The organism is Sanguibacter sp. Z41_6 (assembly GCF_059621145.1).
In genome coordinates this window covers 302,687-324,566 of record NZ_JCAQIF010000004.1, presented here as the reverse complement: position 1 = coordinate 324,566, position 21,880 = coordinate 302,687, and the positions used below count along the sequence as shown (strand labels likewise).

21 protein-coding genes, 2 tRNA genes and 1 other RNA gene are annotated in these 21,880 nt (G+C 71.0%); 17 read left to right on the top strand and 7 right to left on the bottom strand.

Going from position 1 to position 21,880, the window contains the following annotated elements:
* Positions 1–34: 34 nt before the first annotated feature.
* A tRNA-Ser gene (locus tag AC54T1_RS11660) sits at positions 35–119 on the bottom strand.
* 115 nt (positions 120–234) lie between these two features.
* On the opposite strand from AC54T1_RS11660, the gene ffs reads away from it, so the two are divergent.
* The 8 genes from ffs (at position 235) to AC54T1_RS11620 (ending at position 7,871) form a co-directional block, all read left to right on the top strand.
* Positions 235–331, top strand: an RNA gene (gene ffs, locus AC54T1_RS11655) — signal recognition particle sRNA small type.
* A gap of 446 nt (positions 332–777) precedes the next feature.
* On the top strand, positions 778–1,665 hold the full coding sequence (locus tag AC54T1_RS11650) for a MetQ/NlpA family ABC transporter substrate-binding protein (RefSeq protein ID WP_496912028.1): 888 nt from the start codon (positions 778–780) through the stop codon (positions 1,663–1,665).
* Positions 1,666–1,791: 126 nt separating this feature from the next.
* Positions 1,792–2,913: a methionine ABC transporter ATP-binding protein gene (locus tag AC54T1_RS11645; protein ID WP_496912027.1), complete on the top strand. Its 1,122-nt coding sequence runs from the start codon at positions 1,792–1,794 to the stop codon at positions 2,911–2,913.
* Positions 2,910–3,587, top strand: a complete 678-nt coding sequence (locus AC54T1_RS11640; RefSeq protein WP_496912026.1) for a methionine ABC transporter permease — start codon at positions 2,910–2,912, stop codon at positions 3,585–3,587. Before AC54T1_RS11645 ends, AC54T1_RS11640 begins: the two co-directional genes overlap by 4 nt.
* 34 nt (positions 3,588–3,621) lie before the next feature.
* The gene (locus AC54T1_RS11635) at positions 3,622–3,798 is read left to right on the top strand and encodes a hypothetical protein (protein WP_496912025.1); all 177 of its coding nucleotides are present in this window, start codon (positions 3,622–3,624) and stop codon (positions 3,796–3,798) included.
* A gap of 141 nt (positions 3,799–3,939) precedes the next feature.
* Positions 3,940–6,309: a DNA polymerase III subunit gamma and tau gene (locus tag AC54T1_RS11630; protein WP_496912024.1), complete on the top strand. Its 2,370-nt coding sequence runs from the start codon at positions 3,940–3,942 to the stop codon at positions 6,307–6,309.
* Positions 6,310–6,636: 327 nt separating this feature from the next.
* The gene (gene recR, locus AC54T1_RS11625; RefSeq protein WP_484345467.1) at positions 6,637–7,236 is read left to right on the top strand and encodes a recombination mediator RecR; all 600 of its coding nucleotides are present in this window, start codon (positions 6,637–6,639) and stop codon (positions 7,234–7,236) included.
* 35 nt (positions 7,237–7,271) lie between these two features.
* On the top strand, positions 7,272–7,871 hold the full coding sequence (locus tag AC54T1_RS11620; RefSeq protein WP_484345738.1) for a DUF5063 domain-containing protein: 600 nt from the start codon (positions 7,272–7,274) through the stop codon (positions 7,869–7,871).
* A 3-nt stretch (positions 7,872–7,874) separates the two neighbouring features.
* On the opposite strand, the gene AC54T1_RS11615 is transcribed toward AC54T1_RS11620, so the two are convergent.
* Positions 7,875–9,014: an ABC transporter permease gene (locus AC54T1_RS11615; RefSeq protein WP_496912023.1), complete on the bottom strand. Its 1,140-nt coding sequence runs from the start codon at positions 9,012–9,014 to the stop codon at positions 7,875–7,877.
* A complete protein-coding gene (locus AC54T1_RS11610; RefSeq protein ID WP_496912022.1) occupies positions 9,011–10,126 on the bottom strand; it encodes an ABC transporter ATP-binding protein in 1,116 nt (371 codons plus the stop codon). The genes AC54T1_RS11615 and AC54T1_RS11610 overlap by 4 nt, the downstream gene beginning before the upstream one ends.
* A 135-nt stretch (positions 10,127–10,261) precedes the next feature.
* Here AC54T1_RS11610 and AC54T1_RS11605 point away from each other — a divergent pair, with 135 nt between their 5' ends.
* The 6 genes from AC54T1_RS11605 to AC54T1_RS11580 all read left to right on the top strand — a co-directional run bounded on the left by AC54T1_RS11605 (position 10,262) and on the right by AC54T1_RS11580 (position 15,723).
* Positions 10,262–11,011 carry a TSUP family transporter gene (locus AC54T1_RS11605; protein ID WP_496912076.1) on the top strand — a complete coding sequence of 250 codons (750 nt, stop codon included), beginning with the start codon at positions 10,262–10,264 and terminating at the stop codon, positions 11,009–11,011.
* An 87-nt stretch (positions 11,012–11,098) separates the two neighbouring features.
* Positions 11,099–12,391 carry an aspartate kinase gene (locus tag AC54T1_RS11600; protein WP_484345470.1) on the top strand — a complete coding sequence of 431 codons (1,293 nt, stop codon included), beginning with the start codon at positions 11,099–11,101 and terminating at the stop codon, positions 12,389–12,391.
* Entirely contained in the window at positions 12,388–13,482 is a 1,095-nt protein-coding gene (locus AC54T1_RS11595; RefSeq protein ID WP_484345471.1) for an aspartate-semialdehyde dehydrogenase, read from the top strand. The genes AC54T1_RS11600 and AC54T1_RS11595 overlap by 4 nt, the downstream gene beginning before the upstream one ends.
* 227 nt (positions 13,483–13,709) lie before the next feature.
* Positions 13,710–14,072, top strand: a complete 363-nt coding sequence (locus AC54T1_RS11590) for a GntR family transcriptional regulator (protein ID WP_484345472.1) — start codon at positions 13,710–13,712, stop codon at positions 14,070–14,072.
* Positions 14,069–15,004 carry an ATP-binding cassette domain-containing protein gene (locus AC54T1_RS11585; RefSeq protein ID WP_496912021.1) on the top strand — a complete coding sequence of 312 codons (936 nt, stop codon included), beginning with the start codon at positions 14,069–14,071 and terminating at the stop codon, positions 15,002–15,004. Before AC54T1_RS11590 ends, AC54T1_RS11585 begins: the two co-directional genes overlap by 4 nt.
* Complete coding sequence (locus AC54T1_RS11580; RefSeq protein ID WP_496912020.1) at positions 15,001–15,723, top strand: hypothetical protein; 723 nt, start codon at positions 15,001–15,003, stop codon at positions 15,721–15,723. Before AC54T1_RS11585 ends, AC54T1_RS11580 begins: the two co-directional genes overlap by 4 nt.
* A gap of 44 nt (positions 15,724–15,767) precedes the next feature.
* On the opposite strand, the gene AC54T1_RS11575 is transcribed toward AC54T1_RS11580, so the two are convergent.
* Positions 15,768–16,265 (bottom strand): NUDIX hydrolase, encoded by a 498-nt coding sequence (locus AC54T1_RS11575; protein ID WP_484345475.1) that lies wholly within the window; start codon positions 16,263–16,265, stop codon positions 15,768–15,770.
* Between the two features lie 261 nt (positions 16,266–16,526).
* Here AC54T1_RS11575 and AC54T1_RS11570 point away from each other — a divergent pair, with 261 nt between their 5' ends.
* A complete protein-coding gene (locus AC54T1_RS11570) occupies positions 16,527–17,630 on the top strand; it encodes a 3-deoxy-7-phosphoheptulonate synthase (RefSeq protein ID WP_496912019.1) in 1,104 nt (367 codons plus the stop codon).
* A 102-nt stretch (positions 17,631–17,732) separates the two neighbouring features.
* Here the strand turns inward: AC54T1_RS11570 and AC54T1_RS11565 are convergent.
* The 3 genes from AC54T1_RS11565 to AC54T1_RS11555 form a co-directional block, all read right to left on the bottom strand.
* Positions 17,733–17,809, bottom strand: a tRNA-Pro gene (locus AC54T1_RS11565).
* Between the two features lie 94 nt (positions 17,810–17,903).
* Positions 17,904–18,845, bottom strand: a complete 942-nt coding sequence (locus tag AC54T1_RS11560; protein ID WP_496912018.1) for a metallophosphoesterase — start codon at positions 18,843–18,845, stop codon at positions 17,904–17,906.
* 4 nt (positions 18,846–18,849) lie between these two features.
* Positions 18,850–21,129, bottom strand: a complete 2,280-nt coding sequence (locus AC54T1_RS11555) for a transglycosylase domain-containing protein (RefSeq protein WP_496912017.1) — start codon at positions 21,127–21,129, stop codon at positions 18,850–18,852.
* A 92-nt stretch (positions 21,130–21,221) separates the two neighbouring features.
* On the opposite strand from AC54T1_RS11555, the gene sp36 reads away from it, so the two are divergent.
* Both sp36 and AC54T1_RS11545 read left to right on the top strand, forming a co-directional pair.
* Entirely contained in the window at positions 21,222–21,389 is a 168-nt protein-coding gene (sp36, locus tag AC54T1_RS11550; RefSeq protein WP_484345479.1) for a Sp36 family protein, read from the top strand.
* Positions 21,386–21,880, top strand: coding sequence for a RidA family protein (locus AC54T1_RS11545; protein WP_496912016.1), 495 nt, complete (start codon positions 21,386–21,388; stop codon positions 21,878–21,880). The genes sp36 and AC54T1_RS11545 overlap by 4 nt, the downstream gene beginning before the upstream one ends.

Sequence of the window (21,880 nt, the reverse complement as noted above, 5' to 3'; positions counted from 1 at the left end):
CTGCCTCCGTGGGGAGACAGGCCGTTCGTCGCGGCGGAGGATGGGGGATTCGAACCCCCGAGGGCGTGAACCCAACCGCCTTTCCAAGACGGCGCCATAGGCCACTAGGCGAATCCTCCGTGACGCACCGGGCGGACCCAGCCTGACGAGGATACCCAAGAACCGGGCGGACACCGAATCGCCCCTGCGCGGCCGCACGTTTGGGCGGGGCGCGCGCTCCGGGTTAGTGTTTCCCCAGACCCCTCGTGCGGCGTCATCTCGCTGAACTCCCCCAGGGCCGGAAGGCAGCAAGGGCAGGTGAGCTCTGACGGGTGTGCGGGGGGTCCTTTTCATGCCCGGGGCCATCCGGGGCACCCGCCATCGCGGTGCCCACCATGTGGCCCGCGTCACGTCCGCATGCTGGAACCTGGTGTCCGCGGAGTGGAAATGGCGGTCGAACGCCGCGCATGATGTGACTCATGGTCACCACCAGCACCCGCACGCGACGAGCCAGCACCCTGTGCCGCTCGCCGCAGGCGTGCTGCCGCCCGGGCATGATGCCCGGCGGGTGTTGTCGCTGACCCGAGCGTCACACCCGGATCGGGGGAGGACCCCGACACGCGCCGCGCAGCGGCGCCCCACTGCGACGACACCGGCCGGGCCCCGGGCCTGCCGGACAGGGCCGCAGCCCTGAGTCGTCCGACGTCGTCCGCCGACAACCGCCCCGGCCCGGCCGTCGGCCACCCACCTCCGCGACCTTTGCACCCGCGCGCACCTGCGCACACCGGAAGGAACACCATGTCCCGCACCGCCCGCACCGCCCGCTCGAAGACGTTCGCCGCCCTTGCTGCCTCCGCTCTCGTGCTCGGTCTCGCCGCCTGCGGCACCGACGAGGACGAGTCGGAGCCCATCCGCATCGGCGTCGTCAACGACTCCGACGAGCAGTGGCCGATCTTCATCGAGAAGGCGCAGGCCGAGGGCATCGAGGTCGAGCTCGTGAACTTCACGGAGTACACGCAGCCGAACCCCGCGCTCGCACAGGAGGAGCTGGACCTCAACCAGTTCCAGCACCTGCTCTACCTCGCGGACTACAACGCCACGTCGGGGGAGGACCTCACGCCCATCGGCGCCACCGCGGTCTACCCCCTCGCCCTGTACTCCACCCAGTACAGCAGCGTGGAAGACATCCCCGAGGGCGGCGAGATCGCCATCCCGAACGATCCCACCAACCTCTCCCGGGCGCTGCTCGTCCTCCAGGACGCGGGCCTCATCGAGCTCGAGGACGGCGGGTCACCCTTCTCCGACGAGACCGAGGTCCTCGAGTCCTCACGCGTGAGCGTCATCCCCGTCGACGCCGCGCAGACCGCGATCAGCCTGTCGTCGGTCGCCGGGTCGATCATCAACAACGACTTCGTGCTCGACGCCGGGCTCACGCCCGAGAACGCCCTCTACCAGGACGAGGCGGACTCCGAGGGCGCGCGCCCCTACATCAACATCTTCGTGGCGCGGGCCGAGGACAAGGACAACGAGACGTACCTCAAGCTCGTCGAGATCTTCCACGACTCCGAGGTCGAGGCCGCTCTCCTCGAGGCCTCGGGCGGCTCCGCCGTCATCGCGAACCAGAGCGCGGAGGAGCTCCAGGGCTACCTCGCGGAGATCACCGCCGACATCGAGTCCCAGGGCTGACGTCGCCGCACGGCGCAACGCACGGTCGGGGGTGGCCCGGCGGTACCGGACAGGATCCGGACCGTCCGGGCCGCCGTCGTGCACGGCTGGCAGGATGACTGGCGACGGACGAGGGATGGAGCACCGATGAGCGGCACCGCGCCCGCGATGGTGAGTTTCAAGGACGCGACGAAGATCTTCCGGACCTCGTCGGGCGAGGTGCGTGCCGTGGACGGCGTGACCCTCGACGTCGCCGCGGGGGAGATCTTCGGCGTCATCGGGTACTCCGGCGCCGGCAAGTCGACCCTCGTGCGGCTCATCAACGCCCTCGAGCCCGTGACGTCCGGCCAGGTCCACGTCGACGGCCAGGACGTGAGCCGGTTGCCCGAGAAGGAGCTGCGGTCCGTCCGCGCGGGCATCGGCATGATCTTCCAGCAGTTCAACCTCCTGTCCTCGCGGACGGTCGCCGGGAACGTCGCCTACCCGCTCGAGGTCGCCGGGTGGCCGAGGGCCAGGCGCAAGGAACGCGTCGCGCAGCTGCTCGAGTTCGTCGGCATCTCCGACAAGGCCCGGCAGTACCCGGGGCAGCTCTCGGGTGGACAGAAGCAGCGCGTCGGCATCGCGCGCGCCCTGGCGACCGACCCCAAGATCCTCCTCGCGGACGAGTCGACGAGCGCCCTCGACCCCGAGACGACGCAGGACGTCCTCAACCTCTTGCGTCGCGTCAACCAGGAGCTGGGCGTCACGGTCGTCGTCATCACGCACGAGATGGACGTCGTGAAGTACATGTGCGACCGCGTCGCGGTCATGGAGAACGGCAAGGTCGTGGAGTCCGGCGAGGTGTACCGGGTGTTCGCCAGCCCGGAACACCCGGCGACGAAGCGCTTCGTCGGCACCTCCCTCAAGGACCGGCCCAGCCCCGCGGCGCTCGAGCGCCTGCGGCGACGCCATCCCGGGCGGATGGTCACCATCGGGGTCCGGGAGGACGGTGCGTCCAGCACCGACCTCACCCGGGCGCTGCGTGAGCACGCCGTCGACGGAACCATCGTCTACGGCGGGATCACCGAGATCTCCGAGCGGCCCTTCGGCAGTCTCACCGTCGCGCTCGAGGGGGACGACGCGCAGATCCGCGCCTTCCTCGCGGACCTGCGCCGTTCGACGACGGTCATCGACCTCGGGACAGCGGCCGCGCCGCTCACCGACCCGGACGCCACAGGCCCCCGGAGCTCCGCGGCATCGACCGGGTCGACCGTCGGGAAGGCGTCATGAACCTCGCCGCGCGGGAGACCGACTGGGACCGGCTGGGCCCGCAGCTGCTCGAATCGGTGGGCGAGACCGCCTTCATGGTCTCCGTCAGCCTGCTCGCCGGCGGGTTCTTCGGGCTCCTGCTCGGGCTCGCGCTCTACGGGACCCGCAAGGGCAACCTCTTCAGCAACGCCCCGGTGTTCGCGGTGCTCAACATCATCGTGAACATCGTCCGACCGATCCCGTTCGTCATCTTCCTCGCGCTCGTGGGCCCGCTCACGCTCGAGGTGGTGGGGACGGCGCTCGGTACGGGCGCGGCGACGTTCCCGATGTCGATCATGACGACGTTCGCGGTCTCCCGGATCGTCGAGCAGAACCTCGTCTCGCTCGACCCGGGCGTCATCGAGGCCGCGCGCGCGATGGGCGCCTCGCGCCTGCGCATCGTGTGGTCGGTGCTCATCCCCGAGGCGCTCGCCCCGCTCATCCTCGGGTACACCTTCATCTTCGTCGCCATCGTCGACATGTCCGCCATGGCCGGCATCATCGGCGGAGGAGGGCTCGGCGACTTCGCCATCCGGTTCGGGTACCAGCGCCTCAACTGGGAGGTCGTGCTCGTCGTCGTCGTCGTCATCGTGCTCATCGTCCAGCTCGCCCAGCTGCTCGGGAACTGGTTGGCGCGCAAGGCCCTGCACCGCTGACTGGCCGAGGCTGCGGCGCAGCCTCGTCCACACCGTGCTGTTCGTCGGTCTCCTCGCCGCTACCTTGTCGCCCTGGCGCTCCCTGATCGACGTCTCCGCCCCGCTGACGGTCGCAGCCGTCGTGGCCGCGGTGGTGGTCGGGATCATGGACCTCGCGACCGTGCGGACGTGGCCCATGTACGTGATCGAGAGGGCGCCCGGGGCGCGGTGATGCTGCTTCAGCGCTGGACGATCGTGCGGACGGCACCCACGACCGCGCTGGCGCCGCCGCCGTCGGGCCGCCCGGACCTGGAGGGCTCGGCGGCCCTCTCGGCCCGGTGCCCTGTCAGCGCCGGCGTCTAGAGTGGCGTCCGTGAGCACAGCCCTGTACCGCCGCTACCGTCCCGAGAACTTCGCCGAGGTGATCGGGCAGGAGCACGTCACCGTGCCGCTCATGCAGGCGCTGCGCTCCGACCGCGTCAACCATGCCTACCTCTTCTCGGGTCCGCGCGGGTGCGGCAAGACGACCTCGGCCCGGATCCTTGCACGCATCCTCAACTGCGCCCGCAACACGCCTGAGTCGCCGTCGGACACCCCGTGCGGGGAGTGCGAGTCGTGCGTCGAGCTCTCCCGCGGGGGCCCGGGCAGCCTCGACGTCGTCGAGATCGACGCAGCCAGCCACGGCGGGGTCGACGACGCCCGGGAGCTGCGCGAGCGTGCCACGTTCTCCCCGTCCCGGGACCGCTTCAAGATCTTCATCCTCGACGAGGCCCACATGGTCACGGCGCAGGGCTTCAACGCGCTGCTGAAGATCGTCGAGGAGCCGCCGGAGTACCTCAAGTTCATCTTCGCGACGACCGAGCCCGAGAAGGTCATCGGGACGATCCGCTCACGCACCCACCACTACCCGTTCCGGCTCGTGTCGCCGACCACGCTCCAGGAGTACCTCGGCGAGCTGTGCGAGAGCGAGGGAATCAGCGTCGGCGCAGGCGTGCTGCCCCTCGTCGTGCGCGCCGGAGGTGGCTCCGTCCGTGACTCCCTGTCCGTCCTCGACCAGCTCATGGCCGGGGCGCAGGACAGCGCGCTCGACTACGAACGCGCCGTCTCCTTGCTGGGATACACGCATGTCACGCTGCTCGACGACGTCGTGGAGGCGCTCGCGGCACGGGACGGCGCGAGCATGTTCCGTGTCGTCGACCACGTCATCGCCACCGGTCATGAGCCGCGGAGGTTCGTCGAGGACCTGCTCGAGCGGTTGCGCGACCTCATCGTCCTGTCCGTCTCGGGGGACGCCGCGCAGGCGGTGCTCCGCAACGTGCCCGCAGACCAGATGGCGCGCATGCAGGCGCAGGCGTCGAACCTCGGCGCGGGCGAGCTCTCCCGCTCGGCGGACACCGTGAACGCTGCGCTGTCCGAGATGAGCGGAGCGACCTCGCCCCGGCTGCACCTCGAGCTGTTGTGCGCCCGGCTCCTCCTGCCCGCCGTCGACGACACGACCGCGGGTCTGGCCGCCCGCCTCGACCGGCTCGAACGGGGCGCGGCAGTCCGCCAGGCCCCTGTCCCGGCCAGCACCGCGCCCGTCCCCGCCAGCGCCGCGCCCGTCCCGACCAGAACTGCACCCGCTCCGGTGACCGCGACGACCGCGGAGGTGGGCTCCACGTCCCCCGCGCCCGCGTCTCCCGCGCCCGCCTCCTCGGCCCCCACGCCCGTCACGTCCCACGACGACCCGCCATGGGAGACTGCTCCGGCGGTCCAGGCGCACGCCGAGCCGCCGAAACAGGGGCAGGCCTCGCCGCACGCAGGCTCGCAGCCGGACGCGCAGCGGCAGCCGGACGCGCAGCCGGAGCCGGTCCCGCAGCCGCGGCAGGACGCGCGGGAGCGGGCAGTGTCGGAGGGTCAGTCCGCCGCGCGCCCTGGCGCCGGCTCCCCGGCTGCTCCAGCGCCCCAGGCTGCCCCGGCATCGTCGGCGCCCGCAGCGGGCGCGCCTGCCTCCGCTGCCATGCCTGCCTCCGCTGCCACGCAGGCCACGAACACCGAGATGCTGCGGCGGAGGTGGCCTGAGGTGCTCGACACGCTGAGCAGGCTCCGCAAGGCGACCTGGGCCCTGGTGAGTCAGAACGCCCAGGTTGCGGAGCTCACCGACACGACCCTGTCCCTGACCTTCTCCTCCGCCGGGCTCGCCACGACGTTCCGTAACAGCCCCGGTGCGGAGCTGGTGCAACGTGCCGTGCGCGAGACCCTCGGCTTCGACGTGCGGGTCGAGGGTGGCGTCGACGACGGCGCCCGCCCGGCGGCGCGCGCGACGAACGACCGGGCGTCGTCCGCGACCGGCGGGGGCGGGGCAGGCCCACGGATCGCGGGCGTCGACCCTGCGGCGGCCGCCGCCTCCTGGGACGCGCCAGCGGCACCGGTGGCGCGCGTCGCTCTTCCGACGCCGCAGGACCCCCAGGCGCACCGCGGGCCGGTCGCGGCGCCCGCACGGGTGGTGGACGAGGACGCCCCCGAGCCACCGGCCGACTACGACGCCGGCCCCGAGTACGCGCCCGGTGGGGGCGAGACCCCGCGCCAGGCGGCGGAGCGGCGTGCGGCGGAGTCGCGGCAGGCGCTCGACGCGCGCTCTCGTGTCGTCGACGACCCCCAGCCCGACGACGAGGACCTCGCGTCGTCGGGTCTCGTCGGTGTGCCGCTCGTGACCCAGATGCTCGGTGGACGGGTCATCGACGAGATCATCGACGGGCAATAAAAAACAATCACCTTCACATACCGCTGTTCATACTTGCGGTCAGCGGATGTGTTAGCCTGAAACGGCACGAGGGCGCGGCAACGAGCATGTTGCGAATACCCATTCGTCGGCATTTATGCCCCTTTGTCAGGACATGTACCCACCCATCGCGAAGAACGATGATCAATCATGATGAATGACGATTGATCGCGATGCATCGCGACGTTTCCCGCCACGGCGGCGGATGTCGTCGTTTCCCGCGCTATGCGCCCCCGTGTCAGGATCCGCCCGTCCCGTCCCGTGCCGCTCGTGTCCGGCCCTCTCGGAGCGCCCGCGTAGGCTGGGGGTGTGTATGAAGGAGTGGTCCAGGACCTCATCGACGAGCTCGGCCGGCTGCCCGGCATCGGGCCCAAGAGCGCGCAGCGGATCGCCTTCCACCTGCTCGCGGCGGAGGCGTCCGACGTCCGTCGCCTCGCGGAGGTGCTCACCGAGGTCAAGGCGCGGGTGCGGTTCTGCGACATCTGCGGCAACGTCGCGGAGGACGAGCTCTGTCGCGTGTGCCGGGACCCCCGGCGCTCCCTGACGGCCATCTGCGTCGTCGAGGAGGCCAAGGACGTCGTCGCGATCGAACGGACCCGCGAGTTCCGGGGTCGGTACCACGTGCTCGGCGGCGCCATCAACCCGATCGACAACGTCGGACCCGACGACCTGCGCATCAAGGAGCTGCTCACGCGGCTCGCGGACGGCACCGTCCAGGAGGTCATCCTCGCGATGGACCCGAACGTCGAGGGAGAGGCGACAGCCACCTACCTCGCACGGATGCTCGGTCCGATGGGCCTGCGCATCACGCGCCTGGCGTCCGGTCTGCCCGTCGGGGGAGACTTGGAGTACGCCGACGAGGTCACGCTCGGCCGAGCTTTCGAGGGCCGTAGGCTGGTCGGAGGATGACACACACCACGGGGGACGCAGTGAGCGCAACGAGCATGACGGACGAAGGCCCGACGAACCCGCGCACCCCGACCGAGTCCGACCCGGCGGACGTCGCCTCGGTCGCGCGAGCGGTAGCGCCCCAGGCGGCCCGGTTCGTGCAGACCTGCGCGGAGGTCGCCTCCGGCGGCGCCCCCGAGGCGGCGATCTCCCTGCTGCTCCTCGCGACGTCGGACATCCTCGGAGCGGGCGCCCGCCTGGGCGCCATGGTCGACGTCGTCCCGGCCCACCGGTTCGAGCCCGACGACGGCGAGGACGTCGACCTCGACCCGCTGCGGGTGGGACTCGCTCGGGTCCTCGACGGGCTCGACGAGTACGTCGAGGTGATCGACCCCGTGCTCGGGGTCGAGGTGGGCGGGGCCAGCCTCTCCGCGGACCTCGCGACGGTGGCGTCCGCGCTGACCCAGGGGCTCCAGCACTACGACGCCGGCCACGAGGTCGAGGCCCTGTGGTGGTGGCAGTTCTCCTACCTGTCCTCCTGGGGCGAGCGCGCTGCCAGCGCGCTGCGCGTGCTCCAGCTCATCCTCGCCCACCTGCGCCTCGACGTCGACGACGACGTCGCCGCCGAGGCGGAGTACGACGCGCTCCAGTCCTGACCGTCAGGCGACGCGGGTCCCACGTGCCAGCTTGTGCTGCGGGATCCGGATGCGCCGGACGGTGACGAACAGTGCGCCCGCCCCGAGCAGCAGGTAGAACGCCAGCCCCCACGGCCACACGGGACTCATGCTGGACAGCTCGGTCTCGCGGTCTCCCGCGCCGGCCACGTCGACGAACTCCTCGCACTCGTTCCCGGTGTCCGCCCCCGCACGGGCGAGGCGCACGCCGTCGCGGATCCCGGCGAGCGGGTCGGGTCCCCCACGGCCGAACGCCTCACCGCCGGGTGCGGCGTCCGCGACGAGGACGAACGGGTTCACCGCGAGCAGCCACCAGGTCCACTCCGTGTGGATGAGCGTCGTGCGGTACGTCTGCAGCTCGCACTCCGTGACCCTGCCGGTGCTCTGGTCCCACTCCGTCGGTCGGTAGGTCGTGACCTCGACGTTCTCCTCGGTGACGATCAAGATCGTGAGGAAGAAGACGGCGACCGTGACGAAGCTCAGGGTCGCCACGGACAGGTAGGACAGCAGGGCGGACCCGCTCGTCTTGCTCACGAGCGACGAGAACGCCAGGCTGACCGCGCAGACGACGAGCAGCAGCAGCGCGAGGATGACGAGCGTGGTGAGGAGCGCCAGGAAACGCACCCCTCCCGCCAGGAACGCCCAGACCATGAACGGGACGCTGACGGCGAGGAACGCCATCGACGCGAGCCAGCCGGCGGCGATCTTGCCGAGCGCGATCTCCACGGGCGTGAGCATGGAGACCTGGAGGATCGCCAGCGTCCCGGCGTTGCGGTCGCCGTTGATCGCCCCCGAGCTCAACGTCGGGGTGACGAGGAGGCCGAGGAAGAGGATGAAGATGACGTTGAGACCGAAGATCAGCGGACCGGTCTTCATGTCGCCGTAGGAGGCACCGGCGGACGACGCAGCGCTGATGAGGATGCAGGTGCCACCCACCACGACGAACCACACGCCGAGAGCGACCTTCCACTTCGTGGACCGCAGCCGCTGGGTGAGCTCCAGGCGGGCGACCGTCGTCACACCATGCCAGGACAACGACCAGTCGCCGCGGTTCTCGGGACCCTGGGGTGGCGCCCCGTACACCTGCGGTGCAGCCGGCGGGGGTGGGGCAGGATAGGTGCTCACCGGCGCTCCTCGTTGAGTGACAGGTACGTCTGTTCCAGCGCGCCGCCCGACGGAGCGAGCGAGACGAGCGGGACGCCGGCGGTGACGGCGTCCCGCAGGAGCCGCGACGCGGCCTCCTCGCCGCCGAGCTGAAGGATGAGGGTGCTGTCGGGCTGCTGCACGAACGGCATGCCCACCGAGCGCAGCCACTCGACGAGGGGCGCGACCTGCAGGGCCTTCACCCGCCACGTGCGGTGTGCGGTGCGCGCCTCGGCGACCGACTCTTGGGCCACCGTGCGACCAGCGGAGATGAACACGGCGTCGTCGACCATCTCGTCCAGCTCGGCGAGGATGTGGCTGGAGATGAGGACCGTCGTGCCTGCCGCGGCGATGGAACGCACGAGCGTCCGCAGCTCGATCCTCGACCGTGGGTCGAGCCCGTTGGCCGGCTCGTCGAGGACGAGCACGGCCGGGCGGTGGACGAGCGCCCGGGCGAGCCCGAGGCGCTGCTTCTGCCCGCGGGAGAGCACGTGTGCCGGCTGGTCCGCGAGGGCCGTGAGGTGCACCGTGTCGAGGAGCTCGATCGCGCGTTGGCGGCTGTGCTCCGCGGACATCCGGTACGTCGCGCCGGTGGTCAGCAGGACCTCGCGGGCGGTGAGCGACTCCCAGGTGCCGAACTGGTCGGGCATCCAGCCGACGCGGGACCGTGCCGCGTAGTTCTGGGTGACCGGGTCGAGGCCGTCGATGAAGATGTGCCCGGCGTCGGGCACGAGGAGACCGGCGAGCATGAGCATGAGCGTCGTCTTGCCCGAGCCGTTGGGGCCGATGAGCGCGGTGACGGCGCCCCGTCGAGCGAGGACGTCGACGCTGTCCACGGCCCGCACGGCGCCGAAGCTCCGCGCGACCCCCTGGGCGATGACGCCGAACTGGCCCTGCGGAGGTGCGCCGTACGCAGCCTGCGGATGGGCGCCGTACGCGCCGTGCGGAGGTGCGCCGTACGCAGCCTGCGGATCTGCGCCGTACGCGTCGCGCGGATGCGCGCCGTACGCGTCGCGCCCCACCGCGCCCACCTGGTCCCCAGGACCCGGTGCGGCGCCCGGTATCGGCGGCTTCGGCGGCTCTGCGCTCGTCATGGGCCGACTGTAGCGGCTGCGGAGCCGCGTCAGTGGGGACGGCAGGGTGAGTGATGGTAGGGATGTCGTGTGGATCTCAGCGCGCTCACCGCAGCAACCCTCACGGTCGGCCACCTCGAGATCGGCGTCCTGACGATGGTCGCCCTCGTCCTCGCCGGTCTGGTGGCCGGCTGGGTGGACGCCGTGGTCGGTGGCGGAGGGCTCGTCCAGCTCCCCGCGCTCCTGCTCGTCCCGGGCATGACGCCGGTGCAGGCGCTCGCCACCAACAAGCTCGCCGGGATCATGGGCACGTCGGTCAGTGCCGTCACGTACTACCGGCGCGTCGGCCCGGACCTGCGGACGGCGGGGCCGATGGCGCTCGCCGCGCTCGCTGGTGCGGTCGGCGGTGCGGCGCTCGCGTCGCGCATCCCCGAGGACCTGTTCACACCGATCATCCTCGTGGTCCTCGTCGGCGTGGCCGCCTACACGCTGCGGACACCCCACCTGGGCCAGGACACGGTGCTGCGGTGGGAGGGCAGCGGCCACCGCTGGACCGCGGCCGGGATCGGCCTCGTCATCGGCGCCTACGACGGGCTGCTCGGGCCCGGCACCGGCACCTTCCTCGTCATCGCCCTCGTGAGCGTGCTGGGCTACGCGTTCCTGCCGGCCTCCGCCCTGGCCAAGATCGTCAACTTCGCGACGAATGCCGGCGCCCTCATGTTCTTCGTCCCCAGCGGTCACGTGGTCTGGGCGCTGGGGCTCTGCGTCGGCGCCGCCAACCTCTGCGGCGGCTACCTCGGAGCGCGCACGGCCGTCGCGCGCGGGAACCGCTTCGTCCGTGCCGTGTTCGTCGTCGTCGTCGCCGCACTGGTGTGCACGCTGGGCTACGACCTCGTCGTCAGCTGAACCGGTCGTGCCCTACCATCGAGTGTTCGTAACCATGCTGGTGGACGTTTAGATCGACGGGACCAGCTGAGCAACGGAGTACCACTCGTGGCACTGATCGTCCAGAAATATGGCGGTTCGTCCGTCTCCGACGCGGAGAGCATCAAGCGCGTCGCCAAGCGGATCGCAGAGTCCAAGAGGGCAGGGAACGACCTCGTCGTCGTCGTCTCGGCCATGGGGGACACCACCGACGAGCTCATCGACCTCGCCCAGCAGATCACCCCGCTGCCCCCGTCCCGGGAGATGGACATCCTCCTCACCGCCGGCGAGCGCATCTCGATGTCGCTGCTGGCGATGGCCATCAACAGCCTGGGCGTGAAGGCGAAGTCCTTCACCGGGCAGCAGGCGGGCGTCATCACCGACGCCGTGCACGGCAAGGCGCGGATCGTCGACGTCGTCCCGGAGCGCATCCGGGAGACCGTCGAGAAGGGATCTGTCGCGATCGTCGCGGGCTTCCAGGGGGTGACACAGTCGACGAACGACGTCACCACGCTCGGCCGCGGTGGCTCCGACACGACCGCGGTCGCGCTCGCTGCCGGCCTCGGCGCAGACGTCTGCGAGATCTACACGGACGTCGACGGCGTCTTCACCGCTGACCCGCGCATCGTCCCCAGCGCCCGCAAGATCGACCGCATCACCTACGAGGAGATGCTCGAGATGGCGGCGTCGGGCGCCAAGGTCCTCGTGCTGCGCTGCGTCGAGTACGCGCGTCGCTACAACGTTCCCATCCACGTCCGGTCGTCGTTCTCCGGCAAGGAAGGAACCCTGGTCACCAACGTCCCCGCGCACGTCGCGGCAGGTCCGAGCGAGGTAGAGGTAACGATGGAAGCCCCGATCATCTCCGGTGTGGCGCACGACCGCAGCGAGGCCAAGGTCACGGTCGTCGGTGTCCCCGACGTGCCGGGCACCGCCGCGCGCATCTTCGAGGTCGTCGCGAGCGCGGGCGCCAACATCGACATGATCGTCCAGAACGTGTCGGCCGCCTCCACGGGCCTCACCGACATCTCGTTCACCCTCCCCGAGGGCGACGGGCAGCTCGCGATGACGGCGCTCGACGCCGTCCGGACCGAGATCGGGTTCGCGTCGCTGCAGTACGACGACCAGATCGGGAAGGTGTCCCTCGTCGGGGCGGGCATGAAGTCCCACCCGGGCGTCTCGGCCAAGCTCTTCGGGGCGCTGCGTGACGCCGGGATCAACATCGAGATGATCACCACCTCGGAGATCCGCATCTCCGTGGTCACGCGTGAGGACAGCCTCGACGACGCCGTGCGTGCGGTGCACACGGCGTTCGAGCTCGACGGCGAGGGCGAGGCCGTGGTCTACGGCGGGACCGGACGATGAGCGCGGCGGAGAGCGTCGTCCAGGGCGCCGGGAGCCGCACGGGCGGGCTCGTGGTCGCCGTCGTCGGGGCGACCGGGCAGGTCGGTGCCGTCATGCGCCGTCTGCTCGCCGAGCGGGAGTTCCCGGTCGGGCGGATCCGGTACTTCGCGTCTGCCCGCTCCGCGGGAACGACCCTGCCCTGGCAGGGGGAGGACGTCGTCGTCGAGGACGCGGAGACCGCCGACCTCACGGGCATCGACATCGCGCTGTTCTCCGCAGGCGGGTCGACGTCGAAGGCCCAGGCCCCGCGGTTCGCCGCGGCGGGTGCCGTCGTCATCGACAACTCGTCGGCGTGGCGCCTGGACCCTGACGTCCCGCTCGTCGTCTCCGAGGTCAACCCGGAGGCGATCGCCGACGCGCGCAAGGGGATCATCGCGAACCCGAACTGCACGACGATGGCCGCGATGCCTGTGCTCAAGCCGCTCGCCGACGAGGCCGGGCTCGAGCGCCTCATCGTCTCGACGTACCAGGCGGTCTCCGGATCGGGTCTCGCTGGCGCCCAGGAGCTCGACTCGCAGGCGCGTGCGGCCGTCGAGCAGGACCTCGTCGGGTTGGTGCACGACGGCGGAGCGGTGACGTTCCCGGAGCCGGTGAAGTACGTGAAGAACATCGCGTTCAACGTCGTCCCGCTCGCCGGGTCGATCGTCGACGACGGCTCGCTCGAGACGGACGAGGAGCAGAAGCTGCGCAACGAGTCGCGCAAGATCCTCGGTCTGCCGGAGCTCGCGGTCTCCGGGACGTGCGTCCGGGTGCCCGTGTTCAGCGGGCACTCCCTGGCGATCAACGCGGAGTTCGCGCGTGCGCTGTCGCCCGAGCGGGCGCGCGAGCTGCTCGCGGCCGCGCCGGGCGTCGAGCTCGCCGACGTGCCGAACCCGCTCGAGGCAGCGGGCGCGGACCCGAGCTTCGTGGGGCGCATCCGGACGGACCAGTCGGTCCCCGGCGGACGTGGTCTCGCGCTGTTCGTGAGCAACGACAACCTCCGCAAGGGTGCGGCGCTCAACGCCGTCCAGGTCGCGGAGCTCGTCGCGCAGCGGCTGTCCGCGGCTGGCTGAGCCCAGCCTGGTCGGTGGCGTCGCCACGGACCGCACGGCCTCACCACAGGCCCCCACCGCACGCGGTGGGGGCCTGTCGCACGTGTGCTCACGGCGCTGCCCGGCTCCGGGACCGCGGCCGCCAGGACTCCAGCGCCAACCTTCTCGTGGAGACACTTGCGCTCCGGCCGGTTCCATGGTTCATTACTTGTGTAATGAACCACCGAACAACAACCGGGGGAGGGGCGATGTTCGACGGGCGAGATCCCATCTACCTGCAGATCGCCGACCAGATCCGTCGCGACGTGCTCGCGGGGACCCTCGAGGAGGGGGAGCAGGTGATGTCCACGACGCAGTACGCCACGACCTACCGGATCAACCCCGCGACGGCCGCCAAGGCGTTCGCCGAGCTCGTCGACGAGGGCGTGCTCTACAAGCAGCGCGGCGTCGGCATGTTCGTCGCCGACGGCGCCGCCGAGCGGCTGCGGGCCGCGCACCGGTCCCGCTTCTACTCCCAGACCCTCGCGCCGGTCCTCGACCAGGCCCGGGTGCTCGGGATCTCCGACGACGAGCTCGTCGCCTACATCCGGGACGCGGGGGCCCGGCCATGACGCCAGCACCGACCGCCCCCGGGTACGCGGTCCGGTTCGAGGACGTCCGGGTCCCCTTCGGTCCGCCGGCACTCGACGGGCTCACCCTGGACCTCGCCGCGGGCGTCGTGCACGGTCTGCTCGGCCGCAACGGCTCCGGCAAGACGACCGCACTGTCCCTGGCAGCGGGCTTCCGCCGACCCCGCTCGGGTCGGGTGCTCGTCGACGGCGAGGACCCCTTCGAGAACGCCCGGATCGCAGAGGGCGTGTGCTTCGTCCGGGAGAGCGGCGACGTGCTGGCCGACGAGAAGGTCGGCGACAACCTCGGGTTCTTCGAGGCGATGCGCCCCTCGTTCGACCGCGGCTACGCCGACGAGCTCGTCGACCTCTTCCAGATCGACGCGACGTCGAAGGTCAACGCGCTCTCGCGGGGACAGCGCTCCGCGTTCGGGGTCGTCGTCGGGCTCGCCGCTCGTGCGCCGCTGACCATCTTCGACGAGGTGCACCTGGGCATGGACGCGCCCTCCCGCTACGCCTTCTACGACGCCCTCCTGGCGGACTACATCGCTCATCCCCGGACGTTCGTCGTCTCGAGCCACCTCATCGGTGAGCTCGAGCGGCTGCTGGAGAACGTGGCGATCCTCCACCGCGGTCGGCTCCTCGTCGCGGACGAGGCGCAGGCGCTCCGAAGCCGTGGCGCCACGCTCACCGGTCCTGCCGCTGCCGTGGACGCGGTGGTGGCCGCGGCGGGCCTCGATGTCGTCGGACGTCGGGCGCTCGGCGGCACCAGCGAGGTGACCGTGTACGGGGAGGTGACCGCGCACGTCGTCGAGCACGCACGGCGGACGCAGGTCGAGGTGGGGCGAGTCGGGCTCCAGGACCTCGTCGTCCATCTCACCGAGCACCCGGAGCATCGCACGGACACATCTCAGCACGGCGAGAAGGAGGCATGACCATGCAGGCACTGGAACGTTCGCAGGCGCGACGGTCGCTGCGGATGCTCATGGAGGTCAACCTCTTCGTGGCCGCGTGGTTCTGGGGCGTGGCCCTCGTCGTCGCTGTCGTGATCGGCGTCCTGCGGGACCGGTACGGCACTGTCGACAGCTCTGTCCTCGCGATCGCGGCCCAGGTCGGCATGTGGTTCACCTTCGCCATCGCGACCTACGTGACGACCCAGCACCTGCCCGTGCACGTCGCCGCGGGGGTCACCCGCCGGGCGTTCGTCCGGGCGTCGATCCTCGGGGTGCTGCTCACGGCAGGCGTGTATGCCGTCGTCCTGACGGTCCTCCTGCAGGTGGAGCGACTCGTGTACGGCGCAGCCGGGTGGACGCACGCCTTCTCGGGCGCGGGCCTGTTCACCTCCACGGACCAGGTGCTGCCCGTCCTTGCCCAGCACCTCATCGTCTTCGCAGCAGGGGGACTCCCCGGGCTCCTCGTCGGGATCGTCTACTACCGGTTCGGAGCGGGGACCGGCACGGTGGCCCTGGTCGTCACCGCGACGCCCGTGCTCGTCGCCAGCGGCATGGTCCGCACACGAGGCGACTGGCTGATCGTCACGCCCCCCGACGCCGTGGGCGTGCGGGTCGCACTCGCGGTGATCGTCCTCGCCGCGGTGACGCTGGCATACTGGCTTGTCGCGCGACGGGTGCCGATCGCGCCCGCCATGGGCTGACCGGGCGGCTGCCGTCCCCGCCGCGGAGACCGGTGGCGCCGGGCTCAGCGCGCGAAGCGCGGCCCCGCGGACGGGTCGGCGAGGAACGCCAGGCTCCACCGGATGCGGTCGCGCGAGGACTCCGTGAGGCCGGTGGGCAGGTCGTCCGGGGAGAACCACCCGACGGCGACAGCCTCGTCGTCCCCGACGTGCGCCGCCGCCGCGCTCGCGGGGCTCGTCGGACGGCACACGAAGCACATGTCGACGTACTGGCCGCGGTCGCCGTTCTCGTACACGATCTCCTCGGTGACGCTCAGGGCGGAGAACGCCTCGACGCGCGCGTCCACGCCGGTCTCCTCGAGGATCTCCCGCACCAGCGCGCGTGCGGGTTCCTCGCCCGGTTCGACGATGCCGCTGATGACCGTCCACGCGTGGGTGTCGGAGCGCTGCGCGAGCAGGACGCGACCGGCGTCGTCGAGCACGACCCCGCTCACTCCCGGCAACCACAAGGGGGACGTACCGACGTGGGCGCGCAGGGCAGTGACGAACGGGGGGATCGGCATGTCTCGAGCCTATCCGCCCCCGTGCTGTGTGCTAGCGTGCTGCGCGTGACCGGACAACGTTGGTATTGGCGCTTTACGCTGGCTCCTGGTGGGGCTGAGCGGGCGAACGCCTGACCGACCGACCCACCGGAGCCAGCACAGGGCTGAGACGCAGACGCGTCTCGGCCCTTCGTCATTCAGACGAGAGCCGACTCCGTCCCCTCCGGTCGGCCTGCGCGCGGCTCCGTCTGAGCACCCAGACCAGGATCGGAGCCCCACCCCATGCCCATCGACGCACTCGACCCCACCACGCCGTCCGACGCCGATGCCTCCATGCTGACGAGCGACCTGCGCATCCGTGCCCTCGAGCCCCTGCCGGCCCCGGACCAGGTGCGTGCGGAGCAGCCGCTGCCCACCGAGGCCGCGGAGCTCGTCGAGCGCAGCCGCACCGAGGTGCGCAGCGTCCTCGCCGGCACGGACGACCGGCTGCTCGTCATCGTCGGCCCCTGCTCCGTGCACGACCCCGAGGCCGCGCTCGACTACGCCCGCCGCCTCGCGACGGTCGCCAGCGAGCTGTCCGACGACCTGTGCATCGTCATGCGCGTCTACTTCGAGAAGCCGCGCACGACGGTCGGGTGGAAAGGGCTCATCAACGACCCCGGCATGGACGAGTCGTTCGACGTGCACCTCGGGCTCGCGCTCGCCCGGGAGGTGCTCCTGGGCGTCCTCGCCGAACGTGTTCCTGCCGCGTGCGAGTTCCTCGAGCCGACGAGCCCGCAGTACATCGCCGATGCCGTCTCGTGGGGCGCGATCGGTGCCCGCAACCCGGAGAGCCAGGTGCACCGCCAGCTCGCATCCGGGCTCTCCATGCCGATCGGCTTCAAGAACGCCACCGACGGCGACGTGCAGGCAGCCGTGGACGGGTGCGTCACGGCCGCGGCCGAGCACACGTTCTTCGGCATCGACGGACAGGGACGCGCGGCTGCGGTCGCGACGAGCGGTAACCCCGACTGCCACGTCATCCTGCGCGGCGGGCGCGGCGGACCGAACTACGACGACACGTCCGTGGCCGCGGCGCTCGACGTCGTGCGGGGCGCCGGCCTCGAGCCGCGTCTCGTCATCGATGCGAGCCACGGCAACTCCGGCAAGTCTCACGTGCGCCAGGCCGAGGTCGTGCGAGAGATCGCCTCGTCCGTCGGCGCGGGGAACGGGGGCGTCGCCGGAGTGATGATGGAGAGCTTCCTCGTCGCCGGCCGACAGGACCCGGCACCGTCGGGGCTCACCTACGGCCAGTCGGTCACCGACGCCTGCATCGACTGGGACACGACCGCTGGGCTGCTCGGGGAGCTGGCGGCGGCGGTGCGCGCGCGTCGGGCAGGGGCCTGACACCGCAGCGGTGCTGGCCGGAGGCCCAGCAGCTGCGGCATCGGGCGCGGGCCCAGAAACACCAGAGGGCATCTCCCGGGGGAGATGCCCTCTGTGCTGTGCTGGTCGGGGTGACAGGATTTGAACCTGCGACCTCGTCGTCCCGAACGACGCGCGCTACCAAGCTGCGCCACACCCCGGTGTGCTCGCGCACACGCCCCACCACCAGTGATGCGCGGTTGGGGCCTGCCTAGGATAGCGGACAACAGCCCGTGCGACGAAACCGAGCAGCCGTCAGGCAGCCGTCAGGGTGAGGAGCGTGGCCTCGGGTCGGCACGCGAACCGCACGGGCGCGTACGGCGAGGTGCCGAGGCCCGCGCTGACGTGCAACCAGGCCGAGTCCGTGCCCCCCGGTGCGTCCGGCCGCGGCCCCGGCCATCCGTGCAGACCCTTGGCGCGGCGTCGGTCGAGGTCGCAGTTCGTGACCAGCGCACCGAAGAACGGGAGGCACAGCTGACCCCCGTGCGTGTGCCCCGCGATGATGACGTCCGACGCGTCCGCGTGCATCTGGTCCAGCACGCGCCGGTACGGGGCGTGGCTCACTCCCAGGCGCAGGTCGACCGCGGGCGGGGCCCCCGCGCCAGGTTCTGTGGCGCCGGGGAACACGTCGCGATCGAGGTGCGGGTCGTCGACACCGACGAGGGCGATGCGGCGTCCGTCCGCGACGGCGACGTCGCGCCGGTTCGTGAGGTCCTTCCACCCCGCCGCGCGCATCCGTGCTCCCAGCTCGTCGGCAGGCAGGTCGAGGGCCTCCCGCGGACGCGGCATGCGTGCATCCGGGAGCAGGTAGCGCAACGGGCTCTTGAACACGGGCGCGTAGTAGTCGTTCGAGCCCATGACGAACGCGCCAGGCAGCTCGAGCAACGGCTGCAGCGCGAACAGCAGGGGCTCCAGCGCATGGACGTGCGCCATGTTGTCACCGGTGTCGACGACGAGGTCGGGGCGCAGGTCGGCCAAGGAGCGGACCCAGGCGATCTTCGACTCCTGCGTCGGCGTGAGGTGCAGGTCGGAGATGTGCAGGACGCGCAGGTCGCGCTGACCCGCCGGGAGCACCGGGAGCGTCACCTCCCGCAGCGTGTAGAGGCTCGACTCGTGGTGCGCCCAGGTGAGAGCCCCGACACCCGCCGCGACGAGTCCGGCCGTGACGCGCGCCACGGTCCGTCGTGTCTCGGTCACGCCGTCAGCCCGTGGGCTGCCCGGCACCGTCGCCCGGCTGGACGGCGACGGGCGGCGGCACCGCGGGAGTGGACGGTGGCTTGGGGGCGCGACGGGGCGTCTTGGGAGCGGCGGGCTGGCCGCCGAGCTGCGCCTGGCCGACGGCGGCGAAGGGGATGTCGGGGGTCCCGGCGAGCACGCGGTCCATGTACCGCTTCCACGTCGGGGCCGCGATGGTGGAGCCGTAGACCATCCGATGCTGGACCCCGTTGATCCGCACGTTCTGGAGCGTGATCGACTTGTCGTCCGGGTGGCCCATCCAGAACGCCGTGGACATCGCGGGCGTGTAGCCGACGAACCAGTTGTCTGCGTTGTTGTTGGTCGTGCCTGTCTTCCCGGCTGCCGAGTGAGCGGCGAGACGGGCCTTCGCAGCACCGCCGCCCGGACCGAGGACGGCCTGCAGGCCGTGGTTCACGCCGTTGACCACGGCGGGGTCCAGGCCCTCCACCTTCGCGCACCCCGCCTGCGGGATCGGGAGCTGGTTCCCGTCGCGGTCGGTGACGGAGGTGATGGCGATCGGGTTGCAGTGGATCCCGCCCGCCGCGAAGGTCGCGTAGGCGTTCGCCATCGAGAGCGGCGACGTCTCCTGGGTCCCGAGCGTCATGCCCATGCGCACCGCGACGGCGTCGCCCACCTCGGTCTCCAGGTTCGCGGGCCGGAAGCCGACGTCGTGCGCGAGCTGTGCGACGCCGCAGAGGTTGACCTGGCTGGACATCGAGGCGTACGCCGTGTTGATCGACAGGGCGGTCGCCTGAAGCACTGTGTTGTTGCCGCTGCCCTGGCCGTCCCAGTTCTTCGGGTTCCACGTGGAACCCGCGAAGTTCGTGCAGGTGGTGGCCTTGAAGTCGGTGCCCTTCCACTCCCTGGAGGCGGCGCTCACCGATTCGTTCAGCGTCCGGCCCTCCTTGAGCCACTGGGCGAGGACGAAGGTCTTGAACGTCGAGCCCGGCTGGAAGCCGCGCGACCCACCGTGGTCCCGGTCCGTGCTGTAGTTGACGGAGGTGGAGCCGGGCGGCGGGGCCTTGTCCGTGCTGAAGGTGCGGTTCTGCGCCATCGTGAGGATCTTGCCCGTGCCGGGCTGGACCGAGACGAGCGACGAGGCGAACCCCTGGGGGTCGTCGACGGAGACCGCGTTGCGCACCTCTTCGTCAGCGATCGCCTGGGCGTTGAGGTCGATCGTCGTGATGATGGTGAGACCGCCGCGGTAGAGGAGGTCCTGGCGCTCCTTCAAGGTCTCCCCGAAGACGGGGTCCTTCGTCATCACCTGGGTGACGTAGTCGCAGAAGTAGGCCGCGCCCCCGGCACCCGCGCACCCCTGGGTGATCGGTTGCACGTTGAGGTTCTCGGCGAGGGGGGTCGCACGCGCGGCGTCGTGCTCCTCCTTCGTGATCTTGCCCTGCTTGAACATCTCGCTGAGGACGACGTTGCGCCGTTCCTGCGCCTTGTCGGTGTTCTGGATCGGGTCGTAGGTACCGGGCGCCTTCGTCGTCCCCACGATCGTCGCGGCCTCCGCGATCGTCACGTCCGCGGCGGTCTTGCCGAAGTACCGCTGTGCCGCCGCCTCGACCCCGTTCACCGAGACACCGAACTGCGCGATGTTGAGATAGTTGGTGAGGATCTCGTCCTTCGTCATGCGGTCCTCGATGGCGATGGCGAGCTTGGCCTCACGGAGCTTGCGTGCTTCCGTCTTGGCCTGTGCGGCGTTCACACCGGCGGTGTCACCCTCCGCGTACGCCTTCTCGATGAGCACGTTCTTCACGTACTGCTGGGTGAGCGTCGATCCTCCCTGCTCCGTCTTGCCGGAGGCGAGGTTCGCCATCACGGCGCGGAGCATCCCCTCGGCGTCGATGCCGCTGTGCTGGTAGAAGCGCTTGTCCTCGATGGCCACGACCGCGTCACGGAGGTACTGCGACATCTTCTCGGCGGGCACGACGACCCGGTTCTGGGAGTAGTACGTGGCAAGGAGCGTCTGACCATCGCTCGCGTAGACGTAGGAGGCCTCGGCCAGGGTGCCGGGCTCGAGCTCGGTCGGCAGGTCGTCGAACGCCCCGACCGTCCCGCGCGTCACGGCGCTCGCGCCGGCAGCGACCGGCACGATGATCCCGGCTGCGAGCACCCCACCCACGACCGAGAGCAGCAGGAACGCGAGCAGGAGGGCGAGAACCTGGAACAGGTTCAGGGAGACGGTGGGCCGAGACGCGGCGGAGGAAGACGCAGCAGTCCCCTCGTGACCAGAGTTTGCCATGGTCTCAGGGTACGGGAGGGGCCCTCGGCGATCGAGGCCTCTCGTGGCGTCCGGTGTGCGGGTTGTGTGTGCATGCACACTACGCTCGGTACATGGCACAGACATGGGAGTACGCGACAGTTCCGCTCATCATCCACGCGACGAAGCAGATCCTCGACAACTGGGGTTCTGACGGCTGGGAGCTCGTCCAGGTCGTCACCGGGCCCGACGGCAACGGTCTGGTCGCCTACCTCAAGCGGCCCACGGGTACGTCAGCGTGACGCGCGGGAGCGAGACGGGGACCGTGGCGGCGCGCCTCGCAGAGCTCGGCATCGAGCTCCCCGAGGTCGCCGCTCCGGTCGCCGCGTACGTCCCGGCCGTGTGCTCGCGCGGCCAGGTCTGGACGTCGGGCCAGCTGCCCTTCGTGGACGGCGTGCTGCCCGTGACAGGCAAGGTCGGCGACGGACCCGGGTTCGTCGAGCCGGCGGTCGCCACGGCTCTGGCGCGCACCGCGGTGCTCAACGCCCTGGCAGCCGTCCGGGCGCAGATCGGCTCGTTGGACCGCGTCACGCGCGTCGTCAAGCTCGTCGGATTCGTGGCGAGCGACCCGTCGTTCACGGGACAGCCCGCGGTCGTGGACGGAGCGAGCGCGCTGCTGCACGAGGTCCTGGGCGAGGCCGGGGTCCACGCGCGCAGCGCCGTCGGAGTCGCGGTCCTGCCCCTCGACTCCCCGGTGGAGGTCGAGATCGTCGTGGAGTTCGACGAGGCCTGA